The sequence below is a fragment of the Castellaniella sp. genome (assembly GCF_036379515.1).
Taxonomy (GTDB): Bacteria; Pseudomonadota; Gammaproteobacteria; order Burkholderiales; family Burkholderiaceae_B; genus Castellaniella.
This window is the reverse complement of record NZ_DASVGN010000038.1, coordinates 144,694-160,355: the sequence shown is the minus strand read 5'-3', so window position 1 is coordinate 160,355 and position 15,662 is coordinate 144,694. Positions and strand designations below refer to the sequence as shown.

Below are 15,662 nucleotides of genomic sequence, written 5' to 3'. Positions count from 1 at the left end.
AAGCCATCATGCAAGCCTTCACTACACATCGGGGCCTGGTGGCTCCCCTGGACCGTGAGAATGTGGACACGGATCTCATTATCCCCAAGCAGTTCCTGAAATCCATCAAGCGGTCAGGGTTCGGGCCCAATCTGTTCGACGAGCTGCGCTATCTGGATCATGGCGAGCCCGGCATGGACAACAGCACGCGGCCGCTCAATCCCGAATTCGTGCTCAATCAGCCGCGTTACAAGGGGGCGTCCATTTTGCTGGGGCGCAAAAACTTTGGCTGCGGCTCCAGTCGTGAGCATGCGCCTTGGGCGTTGCAGCAGTTTGGTTTTCGGGCGCTGATTGCGCCGTCGTTTGCCGACATTTTCTTCAATAACAGTTTCAAGAACGGCTTGCTGCCCATCGTGCTGCCGGAAGATGTGGTAGCCGGCCTGTTCCAGGCTGTTGCTGCAGCGCCCGGCTATGAGCTGACGGTCGATCTGTCTGCGCAGTGCGTCAAGGCCCCGGACGGCGCTGCATGGCCTTTTGACGTCGATGCATATCGAAAAGAATCCCTGCTCAAGGGGCTGGATGAAATCGGCCAGACGCTTTTGCACGCAGACGAAATTCGCGCCTTCGAGGCCCAGCGTCTCGAGCGGAACCCTTGGCTGGTCAAGGAGCATGCATGAGTTCGCGTATCGCCGTATTGCCGGGTGATGGCATTGGCCCGGAGATCATCGCGCAGGCTGTGCGCGTCCTGGAGGCGTTGGATCTTGGCTTGGAGTTCACGGAGGCTCCCGTGGGTGGGGCGGCCTACGCGGCACAGGGGCACCCTTTGCCGCCGAGCACGCTTGACCTGGCGCGCCATTCCGATGCGGTGCTGTTTGGTGCCGTGGGCGACTGGAAGTACGACCATCTGGAGCGATCCTTGCGCCCTGAGCAGGCTGTTCTGGGGTTACGCAAGGCGTTGGGGCTGTTTGCCAACCTGCGCCCGGCCATTTTGTATCCAGAGCTTGCCAATGCCTCGTCTCTCAAGCCCGAGGTGGTGTCAGGGCTGGACATCCTGATCGTGCGTGAACTTACAGGCGACATCTACTTTGGCCAGCCGCGTGGCGTACGTACGGTTTCTGACGGCCCGCTCGCGGGCGAACGTCAGGGCTTCGACACCATGCACTACGCCGAGTCTGAGGTTCGCCGCATTGCCCACGTGGCCTTCCAGGCAGCGGACAAGCGTAGTCGCAAGCTGTGCAGCGTGGATAAGGCCAACGTCCTGGAGACGTCCCAGTTCTGGCGCGACATCGTCATCGACGTGGCGCGTGAGTACCCGCAGGTTGAACTATCCCACATGTACGTCGACAACGCGGCCATGCAGTTGGTGCGGGAGCCCAAGGCGTTTGACGTGGTGGTCACTGGCAATCTCTTTGGCGACATTCTTTCTGACGAAGCCGCCATGCTGACGGGGTCCATCGGCATGCTGCCTTCGGCCTCACTCAATGCCAGCAAGCAGGGGCTCTATGAGCCCAGCCATGGTTCGGCTCCCGACATTGCAGGCAAGAACGTGGCGAATCCTCTGGCAACCATTTTGTCGGCCGCCATGATGCTGCGTTATTCGCTGAATCAGGCGCCTGCGGCCGACCGGATCGAGGCAGCGGTTCAGTCGGTGCTGGCGCGGGGTTTGCGTACAAGCGACATTTACGAGGCAGGAACCACCCAGGTTTCGACTTCCGAGATGGGCGACGCCGTGTTACAGGCATTAGAATAGAAACTTCCCGTTCATTTTTTGGTTTTGGTGGGTTTTATGGCTCAAGCAGTTGGTCTGGTCGGTTGGCGAGGGATGGTGGGGTCGGTGCTCATGCAACGCATGCGCGACGAGAAAGATTTCGCCTTCTTCGAACCTGTGTTCTTTTCGACCAGCAATGCGGGGGGCGCCGCCCCTGAGTGGGCCGCAGGGGCGGCGCCTTTGCAAGACGCCTACGACATCGATGCACTGAAAAAATTGCCGATTATCGTGACAACGCAAGGGGGCGACTACACCACCGAGGTCTATCCCAAGCTGCGTTCGGCTGGTTGGAATGGCCTCTGGATTGATGCTGCCAGTACGCTGCGCATGAAAGACGATGCGATCATCGTGCTCGATCCGGTCAATCGTCCGGTCATCGACCAGGCCATGAAGCGTGGCGTGAAGGACTACATCGGCGGCAATTGCACGGTCAGTTGCATGTTGATGGGCCTGGCTGGCTTGTTCAAGGCCGACATGATCGAGTGGATGACTTCCATGACCTACCAAGCGGCGTCAGGGGGCGGAGCGCGTCATATGCGCGAGCTTCTGACTCAGTTTGGTGTGCTCAATTCGGCTGTTGGAGACCTTCTTAAAGATCCAGCGTCGGCCATTCTGGACATCGATCGTGGCGTGCTCAAGGCGCAGCAAGATCCGACCTTGCCCCAGGACAACTTTGGCGTGCCGCTGGGCGGCAGCCTGATTCCCTGGATCGACAAGGATCTGAAGGACGGCATGTCGCGCGAGGAATGGAAAGGCAGCGCAGAGACCAACAAGATTCTGGGTCGTGGCCCGGGGTTTTCAGACCCGGCTATTCCGGTCGACGGCTTGTGCGTGCGCATCGGTGCCATGCGTTGCCACAGCCAGGCCCTCACCATCAAATTGCGTCGAGACATTCCGCTTGAAGACATTCATGCGGCCATCCGTTCGGGTACCGAATGGGCACGGCTCATTCCCAACGAAAAAGAAGCAACGGTTCAAGCGTTGACGCCCGTGGCAGTCACTGGCACGCTCGATATTCCCGTTGGGCGCCTGCGCAAGATGTCCATGGGACCAGAATATCTCAGTGCCTTCACTGTGGGCGATCAGCTCCTTTGGGGGGCAGCAGAGCCCGTGCGCCGCATGTTGCGGATCGCCTTGGGCGAGTTGTAATGGGTATGTCCGGCCACCTTCGACGGTTTCCCGGTAGCCTTGGCATGCGCCACGCCTGGTTGACGTTCGCATTGGCCGCCCTCATGGCTGCTCCGGCAGCCGCCCAGGCGGCAGATTTCGGCCACGCGCGACTGGCGTCCTCGGCAGGTCAGCCTCTTCGCATCATCGTTCCCCTCACGCATCTTACGGTAGCCGACCTGCACGCGTTGTCGGCGAAGCCTGCGCCTGCAACGGCCTGGGCACAGGCGGGCCTGACTCCGCCGGTTGCACTCGATACTTTGTCGGTGTTGGTCGCTCCGGGGCCTGGCGCGGATTCGGCCCGGGTGTTGCGCGTGCAGTCGCCCGAGCCGTTTTCGGGCACGCTGGCTGATTTGTTGCTCGATGTGCGCACGGCGACGGGATCTGAGCGCTATCAGGTTTCGTTGGTGGCACCAGGGCCGACTCTGGCAAGTGGAGCGGGCGCAGCGTCAGGTGCTGCGGGGGTGCCCGGCGGGGCTGCCGTGGGCTCGGCTGCAGCAAAGCACACACGGCAGCAATCCAGAGAATCGATTCGCGTGCGGACCGGTGACACGATGTTCGCCGTGGCGCGACGTAATCCGGTGGCCGGTGTGTCGGTCTATCAGCTGATGCTCGCGTTGCAGCGCGCCAATCCCCAGGCCTTCATCCATCAGAATATTAATCTCGTCCGTGCAGGTGCGTCGCTTTCGGTACCGAGCGTGGCCGACATGCTCTCGATTTCCGATGCAGAGGCGCGGCGGCAGTTCGTGGCCCAGACAGCGGCGTTCGATCGCTTGCGCGGCCGCGCTGCCGCACGGACCTCAATCGTACAAGAAGGGAAGGCGCGAGCCGGGACAGTCTCGAAGCCCGGCTCCAAAGCAGCAGCGGGTGCCAAGTCGTCGTCTCATGATCAGGTTCGGCTCTCAGAAGGCCGCAGTGATCATGCAGACGCGCGGACGTCGCGTGGTCATGCCCTGAAGGACGCAGAATCGCGAGTAGACCAGTTGCAGGACAATGTTCAGAATCTGAATCAGGCGCTGCAGTCGCAGGGCCAAGCCGCCGGCAATGTGGTCACCACTGGTGCGACGGCCATTGGCAGTTCGATCCAGAAGATTGCAGGCGCGATCAGCCAGGCAAGTCATGAAGCGGCTGCGCAAGCAGCAGATCGAGTGGCTGCCGGCGGCCCAGATGGCAAGGGTGCGGCTGCAGGCACGACAGGGGCAGGCGATGCCTCGCCTGGAGCTGCTGCGGGTGCCGGGGACGGTGTGACTGCAGCTGGTCTGGCTGCGACGGCTGGTCCAACGTCCAATGCCAGCAGTACTGGCCCTGCCAGTGTCAAAAGTCCTTCGTCCGCAGGGGGGAGCGATCCACTCTTCAACGCGGCGGGTGACACTGCAGCCAGCCAGGCCAAGGCACATGCCAATGCCGAAAAGGCCGAACGGCATGCCACAGAACAGACTCAACACAGGGTGAATTGGTTGCAGGACCATCTTCTTGGCGTCATGACGGGGCTGCTTGCCCTGATTGTGTTCATCATTGCCTGGCTGTTGCGCCGAGCGAATGCGGCTCGAGACGAGGCCGATGCAGATCCCCACGTGACAGAAGCCATGGTGCAGGAAAAACTTCAGGGCATTGACCTTGATCTGCCGCCCTCAGACGCTCGAACCTCGTCGGATACTTGATGCGGGTGCAGCCTGATCGACACGCCTGGGTATGAGACTCGCGCTGGGTTTGTGTTACGACGGGCAGGCCTGGCAGGGCTGGCAAACCCAGCCGAGTGGCCGTACGGTGCAAGATGCCCTCGAGGCAGCGCTGGCACAGTTTCTGGCAGAGCCCACTGCAACGATCTGTGCAGGGCGCACCGACACAGGCGTGCATGCGCTGCAGCAGGTCGTGCACCTCGATACGGATTCCGTTCGTCGTGATCAATCCTGGGTGCGCGGGCTCAATGCTTTGTTGCCCAAGACAGTGTCCGTCCAGTGGGCGCACCCGGTTGGCGCTGATTTCCATGCCCGTTTCGACGCTCGCGCGCGAACTTATCTCTACGTGCTGCGTTGTGCTTCCGTCCGTTCGCCCATCTTGCAGGGGCGGGTAGGCTGGGTGCACGATGTTCTGGACGTGGTCGCCATGCGTCGTGCGGCGGCACTTTTGCTGGGCGAGCACGATTTCAGCGCGTTCAGGGCAGCTCAATGCCAGGCGGCGAGCCCCGTCAGAACCCTGCAGGCCCTCGAAGTCGAAGAGCGCGGCTGCTTTTTGGTGTTCGAGTTCCGCGCCAATGCGTTCCTGCACCATATGGTGCGCAATCTCATGGGGGCGCTGGTCATGGTCGGTCGCGGTCGGCGTGATCCAGGCTGGGTGGCCGATCTGCTGCGCCAGAAAGACAGACGCCTTGCAGCACCGACCTTCATGCCCGACGGCCTGTATCTGGCCCATGTGTTCTACCCTCAGGCGCCAGACCTTCCTCTGGTGACGCCGCAGCGGGCCCTGGCGCGACACTTGGGGTTGTAGGTTCGATCTTGTTTCCATCCGTCGTAAAAAAATCTTCAGATAGAATGAAACCGCACGTCTCCAAGCCGAGATCGAGGCCTTGGGGATCGTGTTTGGTTCGGAGCCTCGTCAACCATGAACATGCAGACGTCTTTCGTACACCCGCCTGTTGGCTTCGCGCCGTTTCATTTGCGTGCAGAGGCGTTTCAATGAATTCACGAACTCGTATCAAGGTCTGCGGGCTCACGCGCGCACAAGACGTGGACGCTGCGGTGGCCGCAGGTGTGGATGCGATCGGCCTGGTGTTCTACCCCAGGAGCCGCAGGCTGGTTTCAATCGAGCAGGCGCGAGCGCTGCGTCAGCGTGTACCTGCCTTCGTGTGCGTCACGGCACTGTTCGTCGATGCAGCGGCGAATGACGTGCAGGCAGTCCTCAACGAAGTCGGCCCTGATCTGCTGCAGTTCCATGGCGCGGAATCGGCCGCGTTCTGCAACCAATTCGGCGTGCGCTATCTGAAGGCCTTTAGAGTCGGCGCCCCAGGCCAGGACACCGCGCCGACGCTGGCCGCGCGTTGTCTCGAATACCCTCAGGCGGCGGGTTGGCTCTTTGACAGTTACAGTTCCGGGTATGGCGGCAGCGGTCAGCGTTTCGACCTCTCGCTGCTGACGCAAGTGCCCAGAGAACCGGATCGGCCCGCGGTCGTTCTTTCGGGGGGGTTGACCGCCGAGTCCGTGGGGTCGGCCGTTGCTGTGTGCCGTCCTTTTGGCGTGGATGTGAGCAGCGGCGTGGAATCAGGCCCTGGTTTGAAGGACGGCGCGCGTATTTTCGCCTTCGTTCACGCCGTCGCCCTGGCCGACGACCGGCGCACGCTAAAATGATCGACTTCCAGGGATATCCCCTGCAGTCAATTTTGCATTTCGACAGTAGACTGTGCAGCTGATCGCCAGGGCCACAAGCCTTGGCTGCTGCGCCTCAAGGAGCTATTTCATGAATTTGCATCCCGTCTTACGAAACCTGGCTGGCGTGGTAGCGGCTGCCAGCCTGCTGGCGATGACGCCTGCGCATGCGCAGTCTGTCGCTGTGGCATCCATCGTCGAGCACCCTGCGCTCGATGCAGTCAAGGATGGGGTACGGGATGCGCTGAAGGCTGCTGGCTACACCGAGGCAAAGGGGTTGAAGTGGCAGTTTCAGACGGCACAGGGCAATAATGCAATTGCAGCCCAGATTGCGCGCAAATACGTAGGCGACAAGCCCGACGTCATCGTCGCCATTGCCACGCCCATGGCTCAGGCGGTGGTGGCTTCCACCAAAAGCATTCCGGTCGTCTTTTCGGCGGTGACCGACCCCGTGGCCGCTCAATTGGTGCCAGGTGTAGGGCCTTCGGGTACGAACGTCACGGGCTTGTCTGATGCCTTGCCCCTAGAAAAGCAGATCGATCTCATCAAAAAGATTGTGCCTAACGCCAAGAAAATCGGCATGGTCTACAACCCCGGTGAGGCCAACTCCGTCGTCGTGGTCAAGCAGATGCGCGAGCTGCTGCCCAAGGCGGGCATGACATTGGTCGAGGCAACGGCACCGCGCACGGTCGACGTGGGTGCGGCGGCGCGCAGCCTGGTCGGGAAGGTCGACGCCATTTACACCAACACCGACAACAACGTGGTTTCGGCTTATGAGGCGTTGGTCAAGGTGGGTGAAGCCGCCAAGATTCCGCTCATCGCCGCCGACACCGACAGCGTCAAGCGTGGGGCTGTTGCCGCGTTGGGCGTCAACTATCACGATCTCGGCTTGCAGACCGGCGCCTTGGTCGTCAAGATTCTGAAAGGCGCCAAGCCGGGTGATCTTGCCTGGGAGACCAGCTCCAAGCTTGAGCTCTACGTGAACCCTGGCGCCGCTGCCAAACAAGGGGTCACGCTGCCTGAATCGCTCATCAAATCGGCGACCAAGGTCGTCAAGTAACCACAGCGGCAGTGGCCAGTTTCGGACCGCTTGATCGCGGTCCGAATTTTATGGTCTGGCCTTGGCTGAGATGGCGCGTGGTGAATCCGTCGTGCCAAGTGCTACCAGACCTGCTTTCTGAGATTTTTATGTCCATTTATTCCTTGTGGGGCTCCCTGGAAATCGGGCTCATTTTCGGCCTGGTGGCTCTTGGAGTCCTGATTTCGTTTCGGGTCCTGAATTTTCCGGACCTGACCGTGGACGGCAGTTTTCCGCTCGGGGGAGCGACGGCCGCGATCCTGATCCATCATGGGATGGACCCCTTCCTGGCAACAGCGGCCGGTACGCTCGCCGCCGGTTTTGCGGGCGTGGTGACGGGCTGGCTTAACGTGCGGTTGAAGATCATGGATCTGCTCGCCAGCATTCTCATCATGATCGCGCTCTATTCCGTCAATCTTCGTGTCATGGGAGCGCCGAACATCCCGCTCATTACAGAGTCCACGGTGTTTACCGTGCTGCAGCCCCCAGGGCTGGAAGACTACGTGGCGCGCCCTCTGATCCTGTTGGTGCTTGTGGTGGTGGTCAAGCTGCTGCTCGACTGGTTCTTCGGCACTCAGGTGGGACTGGCGATGCGTTCGACCGGGTCAAACCCGCGGATGGCGCGCGCCCAGGGCATTCGCACGGGCAATATGGTGTTGTTGGGAATGGGCATTTCCAATGCGCTGTGTGGCCTGGCAGGTGCGCTGTTTGCACAGTCGCAGGGTGGAGCCGATATTTCCATGGGGATAGGCACCATCGTCATCGGCTTGGCCGCCGTCATTATTGGCGAGTCCATCATGCCCAGCCGCAGGCTGGTGGTCACGACCCTGGCGGTTGTGATTGGCGCAGTGCTCTACCGCATTTTCGTGGCGCTGGCCCTGAATGCCGACTTTATTGGCCTCAAGGCCCAGGACTTGAATCTGGTGACTGCCGTACTGGTCACGGTGGCTCTGGTCATTCCGCTCATCAAGCAGCGTTTGCATCGCAGAAGGGCGTGAACCATGTTAAGTGCAAAAGATCTTCATCTGACCTTCAACCCAGGGACGCCGATTGAAACGCAGGCGTTGTGTGGCCTGTCGCTTGAGATCCCGCCAGGGCAGTTCGTGACGGTGATCGGGTCCAATGGGGCAGGAAAGTCCACTTTTCTCAATGCTGTTTCAGGCGAACAATCCGTCGACAGTGGGTCGATTCTCATTGACGGTGAGGACGTGACACGGCAGCCCGTGTGGGATCGCGCCCGCAAGGTCGCTCGTGTGTTTCAGGACCCCATGGCCGGCACCTGCGAGAACCTGACGATTGAAGAAAACATGTCGCTGGCTCTGGGGAGGGGCCAGTTCCGCAGTCTCAGACGAGCGGTTCGGGAAGAAATGAGGGTCTTGTTCCGCGAACGCCTGTCCATGCTGGGGCTGGGCCTGGAGCGGCGTCTTGCCGATCGTATCGGCCTGCTGTCCGGCGGGCAGCGTCAGGCGGTCAGCCTGCTCATGGCTTCGTTACGGCCCTCACGGATTCTGTTGCTGGATGAACACACTGCAGCGCTGGATCCCAGAACCGCAAAATTCGTGTTGGACCTGACGGTGCGCGTGGTGGCGGAGCAAGGCCTCACTACCATGATGGTCACACACAGCATGCGCCAGGCCCTCGATGTGGGTGACCGCACGGTGATGCTGCACCAGGGGAAGGTCGTGCTCGATGTCTCCGGTGACGCGCGTCGAGGTCTGGATGTTCCGGACTTGCTGGCGATGTTTGAGAAAGTGCGGGGAGAAGAGCTGGCAGACGACACACTGCTTTTGGGGTGAGTGGTGGCGCAAAATTATGTTTTGACAAAAATTGCATTTTTTGTCAGAATGCGCGGATGTCTCAGAAACTCACGGCAGCCATGGTGGAGGCCCGACGCGTTCGTATCCTGGATGCGGCCCGATGGTGCTTTCTTAATTTTGGCTTTTCCCGCACTTCGCTGGAAGAAGTCGCGCGGCGCGCATCCATTTCCAGAACCTCGCTCTATCAGGTCTGCCGCGACAAGGAAGATTTATTCATCCAAGTGTTCGATGACTGGCTGCTGTCGCGTTTGCCGGTGGCGCACGAGGCCGCCCTGGCGACCGCCGCGCCACGCAGCCGCCTTTACGATATTTGTCAGATCGTGCTCCTGGACCTTTGGTCAGAGATGGAAGTCGCCCCTATGGCGACCGAATTTCACGACGTGTGCGAGCGACTGAGGCCGCAGGTGGCTGAGCGCCAGCGTGAAGGGGTGCGTCAATGTGTGGCCCAGGTTCTGGGAGACCCGGTTGTGTCGCTGGTATTTCTGCTGGCGCTGGAAGGGCTTCTGACCGACAGGCCGTCACTGGACGTGCTGAGCGTTCGCGTGAAAATTCTGGTAGACCGCTTCGCGGGAACAGCATGACTTCAGGCACAATCAAGTATTCAGCCAAAATCCAATCAAAATTCAAAATTTCGGGAGTTCTTCGCATGGACCATTCTGGACCGACAGCAGGGGGTGCCTGCCGGGCTCTGGCCCTGGTCTCATTGTTGGCGCTGGCTGCATGCGGGCAGAAGGCGCCTCAGAATCCCGGCGCCATGAAGGTTCCGGTCAGTGTGGTCAAGGTCGAACCGCAGGCCACAGTGGTGCATACGGAGCTTCCTGGACGTGTCCAGGCGATTGAAGACGCCGATGTCCGTGCACGGGTCAATGGCATCGTTCAGTCCATCGACTTCGAGCAGGGCGGCGAGGTCAAGGCGGGCCAGCTCCTTTATACGATCGATCCTGCGCCCTACAAAGCCGCTCGCGATCAAGCGGCCGCGCAATTGAAAAATGCCGAGGCCGCCGCGCTGACGGCACAACTGCAGGCCAAGCGGTTTGCCGTGCTGGTCAAACAGCATGCGGTGGCGCAGCAGGATTACGACAATGCCGTGGCTCAGGCACGTCAGACAGCCGCAGGCGTGGCCGCCGCCAAGGCAGCGCTCGAGTCTGCCAGCATCGATCTCGCCTATACCCGGGTCACGTCTCCGATTGCCGGGAGGATTGGCAAGTCGCTGGTCACGGTGGGGGCACTGGTCAGCGCCAGCTCGGCGACCGCGCTGGCGACAGTGCAGCGCTTCAATCAGGTGTACGTCGACATTACACAACCTGTTGCGCAACTCTCCACGTTGCGCCGGCAGCTGGCCGATGGCATTCTGAAACCGGACGGCGAAGGCAATGCGCAGGCTGAAGTGTTCCTCGGTGACGGCAGTGCCTACCGCCATCCCGGAAAATTGCTGTTCTCCGGCATCTCGGTTGACCCCGGAACCGGTCAGGTGAGCTTGCGGGCCTTGTTCCCGAATCCGGAGCGGATCCTGTTGCCAGGGCTCTACGTCACGGTCCGGCTGGTTCAGGGGATTGATCAGAAAGCGCTCGTGGTCCCGGCGCAGGCAATTCAGCGAACGGCGGATGGAAAAAACACTTTGGTCAAGGTGGTCGATGGCAAGGCAGCCTACACGCCGGTGGAACTGGGCCCTCAGTCAGGGCAGGGGTATATCGTCTACCAGGGCCTGAAGGCGGGCGATCAGATCGTGGTCGAGGGATTCCAGAAGATTCGGCCCGGGGCGCCTGTTCAGCCCATGCCCTGGAAGCTTGCCGCTGAGTCGGCGGCTGCGCCGGCAGCCTCGCCCAAGTCGCATTGAGCGCCTTGCGTTCCTGACTCTCCCAGACATTCCTCTCGCGAGCATTCATGCCTCAGTTCTTCATAGACAGACCGATCTTTGCCTGGGTAGTGGCCCTGGCGATTGCCTTGGCGGGGATCCTGGCCATTCCCAATATGCCTGTGTCGCAGTATCCACAGGTCGCGCCGCCCACCGTCAACATTCAGGCGACGTATCCGGGTGCGTCAGCCACCGAAGTCGCCACCAGCGTCTCCAGCGTCATCGAGAATCAGCTCAACGGTGCCAAAGGGCTGCTGTATTACGAGTCGGTGAGCGACTCCAACGGCCAGGCGCAGCTGACGGTCACTTTTGCGCCCGGGACGGACCCCGACTTTGCGCAGGTCGATGTGCAGAACCGGCTGTCCAATGTGACTGCAAAATTACCGGCGGCGGTTGTGCAGCAAGGAATTCAGGTCACGCAGGCCAATTCCAATTTTTTGATGGTCGTGACAGTGTCGTCCAAAGACGGCTCCATGGATCAGACTGCGCTGGCTGATTACGTCACGCGCAACATCCAGAACCCGATCTCGCGCGTCAAGGGTGTAGGCACCTTCCAGTTATTTGCTGCGCAACGCGCCATGCGGGTGTGGCTCGATCCCCAGAAATTATTGGGTTATGGGTTGACGGCCACCGACGTCGACAACGCGGTCTCCAGCCAGAACATGGTGATCTCGGCCGGGCAGCTGGGTTCGCCCCCCAATCCCAGCTCGCAGCGGACGGTTGCGCCCTTGACGGTCAATGGTCAACTCAAGACGCCCGAAGAATTTGGCAACATCGTTCTGCGCTCCAACCCTGACGGGTCCACGGTGCGTATCCGGGATGTCGCACGGGTTGAACTCGGGGCCGACAACTATCAATTTGGCGCACGGCTGAATGGCAAGCCGACGGCTGCTTTTGCGGTGTCGTTGACGCCGACTGCGAATGCGTTGGAAACCGCGCAGCTGGTCAAGGCCAAAATGAAGGAGTTGTCACAGTTTTTCCCTGACAACATCACCTACGCGATTCCGTATGACACATCTCCGTACGTGAGCTTGTCGATTGAACAGGTGGTGCACACCTTGTTCGAGGCCATTTTGCTGGTGTTTGTGGTGATGTTCGTGTTTTTGCAGAACATTCGCTACACCTTGATTCCGGCGTTGGTCGTTCCCGTGGCAATCCTGGGGGCCTTCGCGGTGATGCTGGCGCTAGGCTTCTCCATCAATGTACTGACCATGTTCGCCATGGTGCTGGCGATCGGGATTCTCGTCGATGACGCGATTGTGGTCGTTGAGAATGTCGAGCGCATCATGGCCGAAGAGGGGCTTCCTCCCAAAGAGGCCACCAAAAAGGCCATGCCGCAGATTACGGGCGCAATCGTGGGGATTACGCTGGTGCTGACCACGGTCTTTTTGCCGCTGGCTTTCATGTCGGGCTCGGTCGGGGTGATTTACCGGCAATTTTCGGTGGCCATGGCAGTTTCCATTCTGTTCTCGGCTTTCCTGGCCTTGAGTTTCACGCCGGCCCTGTGCGCGACGATTCTCAAGCCTGTCACCAAAGGTCAACATGATTCAGGGCGCGGGTTTTTCGGCTGGTTCAATCGGGGCTTCAACCGCACGACGAATGGCTATACGCACTGGGTCAGCCGAAGCCTCAAGCGCACTCTTCGCCTGATGCTGGTGTTTGGTTTGCTGGTGGTGGTGATGGGATGGATGTACGTCCGTCTGCCGACTTCGTTCCTGCCCGATGAGGATCAGGGTTACGTGGTCGCCAACATTGAACTGCCCTCGGGGGCCAGTTCGAACAGGACGGTCGAGGTCATCAAAAAGGTCGAGAAGTACTTCATGAGCCTGCCGCAGGTGGCCAATATCATTGCGGTACAGGGCTTCAGTTTCAATGGTAATGGCCTGAATGCAGCCATTGCGTTTGTGCCGCTCAAGGACTTTTCACAACGAAAGGGTCCGGGGGATTCGGCTCAGGCCATTTCGAACACCGCCATGGGCAAGCTGCTTTTTGGCCTACCGGATTCCATGGTGATCTCGATTACCCCTCCGGCCATTTCTTCTTTGGGTAACGCCTCGGGCTTTGACATGCGTCTCGAAGATCGCAGCGGCGTGGGGCATGCGGCCCTCGAGGCGGCGGCGCAACAGTTGCTGGGGATGGCGGCCAAGAGCCCCATTCTGACGCAAACGCGTATCACAGGCCTCGGACCTGGGCCTCAGCTGCAGGTGCATATCGACCGCACCAAGGCCGCTGCACTAGGCGTGAATTTCTCGGAAGTCGCCAACGTGATTTCGACGGCCATCGGGTCCTCGTATGTGGGCAAATTCACGAATCAGGGCTGGGTGCAGAATGTCTGGGTGCAGGCCGACGAAAATGACCGCATGAGTCCGGACGACATCCTGAAGCTCAACGCACGAAACGCGAGTGGCGACATGGTGCCGCTATCTTCCTTCGTGACCTTGAAGTGGACCCAAGGCCCCGTGCAGGTCGTGCGTTACAACGGTTATGAATCCGTGCGTATCGGCGGGTCGGCTGCGCCTGGGTATTCCACGGGGCAGGCGATGGCCGAGATGCAACGTCTGGTTGCCCAGTTGCCCTCAGGCCTGAGCTATGAGTGGACCGGTCTTTCATATCAAGAGGTTCAGGCAGGCAGCCAGTCTGCAATCCTGCTGGGATTGTCCGTGCTGGTCGTGTTCATGGTGCTGGCGGCGCTCTATGAGAGCTGGGCCATTCCGCTTTCGGTCATGCTCGCCGTTCCCCTGGGGATGTTGGGTGCAGTCGTACTCAGCAGCCTGATGGGTAAAGACAATGATGTGTATTTTCAGGTCGGCATGGTGACGGTCATCGGATTGGCGGCCAAAAACGCCATCCTGATTGTGGAGTTCGCCAAGGACCTCTACGCCAGCGGTGCAGGCCTCAAAGAGGCTGCAATCGAAGCGGCCCGCTTGCGCTTCCGCCCCATCTTGATGACGTCTTTTGCCTTCATCCTGGGCGTAGTGCCTCTGGTGGTAGCCAGTGGCGCTGGTGCAGCAAGCCAGAATGCCGTGGGCCTGGGTGTCATGGGCGGCATGTTGGCTGCCACGCCTCTGGCGATCATCTTCGTCCCCACATTCTTTGTCGCTGTCCTGAGACTGTTCAAGACCAAGCCCAAGTTGCTGGGACATCACCAGGCGCCTCATATCCCATCAGCCGAAGTCACTCGCGAAGGAGAACAGTCGTGAGAACCCGCATGAAGTCCAAGCGCCTCTGGTTGGTGTCCAGCCTCTGCCTGGCACTGGGTGCCTGCTCGCTGGCACCCACGTACCATCGCCCGGCCTCGCCAGTGCCTGATCAGTACCCGGGCGCGGCGGCGCAGGACACCTCGGCAGCGTTGCCACCTTGGCGCGATTTTTTCCGTGACGAACGCCTGCAGGCGCTCGTGGAGTTGGCGCTCAGGAACAATCGTGACTTGCGTATCGCGGTACAGCGTGTGGAACAAGCTCGTGCGCAGTATGGTGTGGCACAAAGTGATCAGCTTCCGACCCTTGGCATCCAGGGAACGGAGCAGGCCACCCGACTGCCACCTAATATGCGCACGGCTGGGCCCGATTCTCCCGCTGTGAGCAAAAGCTATATCGCAGGGGTGGGAATGACGGCGTTTGAGCTGGACTTCTTTGGTCGTGTGCGCAACTTGAGCAAGGCAGCCTACGAGCAGTTCCTTTCCACGGAAGAGGCTCGTCGCACGGTACAACTGGCTCTGATTGCGCAGACGGCCGAGGCGTACTTCAATCTGCGGTCTGCGCAGTCCATGCTGGGTCTGACGAACAAGACATTGCAGGCTCGGCAGGGCACGCTGCAGCTTGTACAAGCGCGGTTCAATGCGGGTGTTGCCTCTGATCTTGATCTCGCGCAGGCGCAGGGGCAAGTGGATTCGGTTCAGGCCGATCAGATTTCTGTCGAGCGAAACCTGGCTCAGGCCAACAACGCGCTGCAGCTGCTCTTGGGCACTGCGGTGCCGGCCGATTTGCCCGCACCGGCTCCTTTTGGCAGTGCACAGCTGTTGAGCGCCTTACCTGCGGGTTTGCCATCCCAGCTGCTTGAGCGGCGCCCTGACATCATGGGGGCCGAGCACGATCTGATCGGGGCGGATGCTCAGATCGGTGCCGCGCGGGCGGCCTTCTTTCCGCGTATCACCCTGACGGGTCTCCTGGGGTTTGCAAGCCCGGAGTTGGGTGCACTGTTTGGGGGTAGCCACCGATATTGGCAATACAGCCCGCAGATTCAGATGCCGATCTTCTCCGGAGGGGTGAAGGGCAATCTGGATTACGCCAAGGCGTCGCAGCGGATTGCCGTGGCATCCTACGAGAAGGCGATCCAGACTGCATTTCGTGAAGTGGCTGACGGGCTGGCAGGCGAGGCCACCTATAGCCGGCAGCTGGATGCCCTGCGCAGTAACGAGGCAGCGGCTGTGCGTGCCCTGAAGTTGTCTCAGCTGCGCTATGAAACGGGTGTAGACAGCTTTTTGCAAATTCAAAGTGCTCAGGTCACGCTCTATGGCGTGCAGCAGCAGTTCATTTTGGTCGGTGCGAGTGCGCTGGCCAATCGGGTAGAGCTGTACAAGGCCTTGGGCGGAGGCTGGGACCCGAGCGATGTCAAAGAACCCGTCAGCGAGAGCTAA

The 15,662-nt window shown here is 60.3% G+C and carries 13 protein-coding genes; all 13 read left to right on the top strand.

Features of this window, described 5'->3' with window-relative positions; all coding sequences use genetic code 11:
• Nucleotides 1–8: 8 nt before the first annotated feature.
• The 13 genes from leuD (at nucleotide 9) to VF285_RS13795 (ending at nucleotide 15,662) form a co-directional block, all read left to right on the top strand.
• Nucleotides 9–656, top strand: a complete 648-nt coding sequence (gene leuD / locus VF285_RS13855) for a 3-isopropylmalate dehydratase small subunit (protein WP_346953220.1) — start codon at nucleotides 9–11, stop codon at nucleotides 654–656.
• Nucleotides 653–1,729, top strand: a complete 1,077-nt coding sequence (gene leuB, locus VF285_RS13850; RefSeq protein ID WP_346953219.1) for a 3-isopropylmalate dehydrogenase — start codon at nucleotides 653–655, stop codon at nucleotides 1,727–1,729. The genes leuD and leuB overlap by 4 nt, the downstream gene beginning before the upstream one ends.
• Nucleotides 1,730–1,765: 36 nt before the next feature.
• On the top strand, nucleotides 1,766–2,896 hold the full coding sequence (gene asd, locus VF285_RS13845; RefSeq protein ID WP_346953218.1) for an aspartate-semialdehyde dehydrogenase: 1,131 nt from the start codon (nucleotides 1,766–1,768) through the stop codon (nucleotides 2,894–2,896).
• Between the two features lie 44 nt (nucleotides 2,897–2,940).
• The gene (locus VF285_RS13840) at nucleotides 2,941–4,575 is read left to right on the top strand and encodes a FimV/HubP family polar landmark protein (protein ID WP_346953217.1); all 1,635 of its coding nucleotides are present in this window, start codon (nucleotides 2,941–2,943) and stop codon (nucleotides 4,573–4,575) included.
• A gap of 31 nt (nucleotides 4,576–4,606) precedes the next feature.
• Nucleotides 4,607–5,401, top strand: coding sequence for a tRNA pseudouridine(38-40) synthase TruA (gene truA, locus VF285_RS13835; protein WP_346953216.1), 795 nt, complete (start codon nucleotides 4,607–4,609; stop codon nucleotides 5,399–5,401).
• Nucleotides 5,402–5,589: 188 nt separating this feature from the next.
• Entirely contained in the window at nucleotides 5,590–6,258 is a 669-nt protein-coding gene (locus tag VF285_RS13830; RefSeq protein WP_346953215.1) for a phosphoribosylanthranilate isomerase, read from the top strand.
• A 172-nt stretch (nucleotides 6,259–6,430) separates the two neighbouring features.
• A complete protein-coding gene (locus tag VF285_RS13825) occupies nucleotides 6,431–7,336 on the top strand; it encodes an ABC transporter substrate-binding protein (protein WP_346953311.1) in 906 nt (301 codons plus the stop codon).
• A 128-nt stretch (nucleotides 7,337–7,464) separates the two neighbouring features.
• Nucleotides 7,465–8,352: an ABC transporter permease gene (locus VF285_RS13820; RefSeq protein WP_346953214.1), complete on the top strand. Its 888-nt coding sequence runs from the start codon at nucleotides 7,465–7,467 to the stop codon at nucleotides 8,350–8,352.
• A gap of 3 nt (nucleotides 8,353–8,355) precedes the next feature.
• A complete protein-coding gene (locus VF285_RS13815) occupies nucleotides 8,356–9,150 on the top strand; it encodes an ABC transporter ATP-binding protein (protein WP_346953213.1) in 795 nt (264 codons plus the stop codon).
• 56 nt (nucleotides 9,151–9,206) lie between these two features.
• Entirely contained in the window at nucleotides 9,207–9,752 is a 546-nt protein-coding gene (locus tag VF285_RS13810) for a TetR/AcrR family transcriptional regulator (RefSeq protein WP_346953212.1), read from the top strand.
• A 65-nt stretch (nucleotides 9,753–9,817) separates the two neighbouring features.
• On the top strand, nucleotides 9,818–11,008 hold the full coding sequence (locus VF285_RS13805) for an efflux RND transporter periplasmic adaptor subunit (RefSeq protein WP_346953211.1): 1,191 nt from the start codon (nucleotides 9,818–9,820) through the stop codon (nucleotides 11,006–11,008).
• Between the two features lie 47 nt (nucleotides 11,009–11,055).
• The gene (locus VF285_RS13800; protein WP_346953210.1) at nucleotides 11,056–14,226 is read left to right on the top strand and encodes an efflux RND transporter permease subunit; all 3,171 of its coding nucleotides are present in this window, start codon (nucleotides 11,056–11,058) and stop codon (nucleotides 14,224–14,226) included.
• 8 nt (nucleotides 14,227–14,234) lie between these two features.
• Entirely contained in the window at nucleotides 14,235–15,662 is a 1,428-nt protein-coding gene (locus tag VF285_RS13795) for an efflux transporter outer membrane subunit (RefSeq protein ID WP_346953310.1), read from the top strand.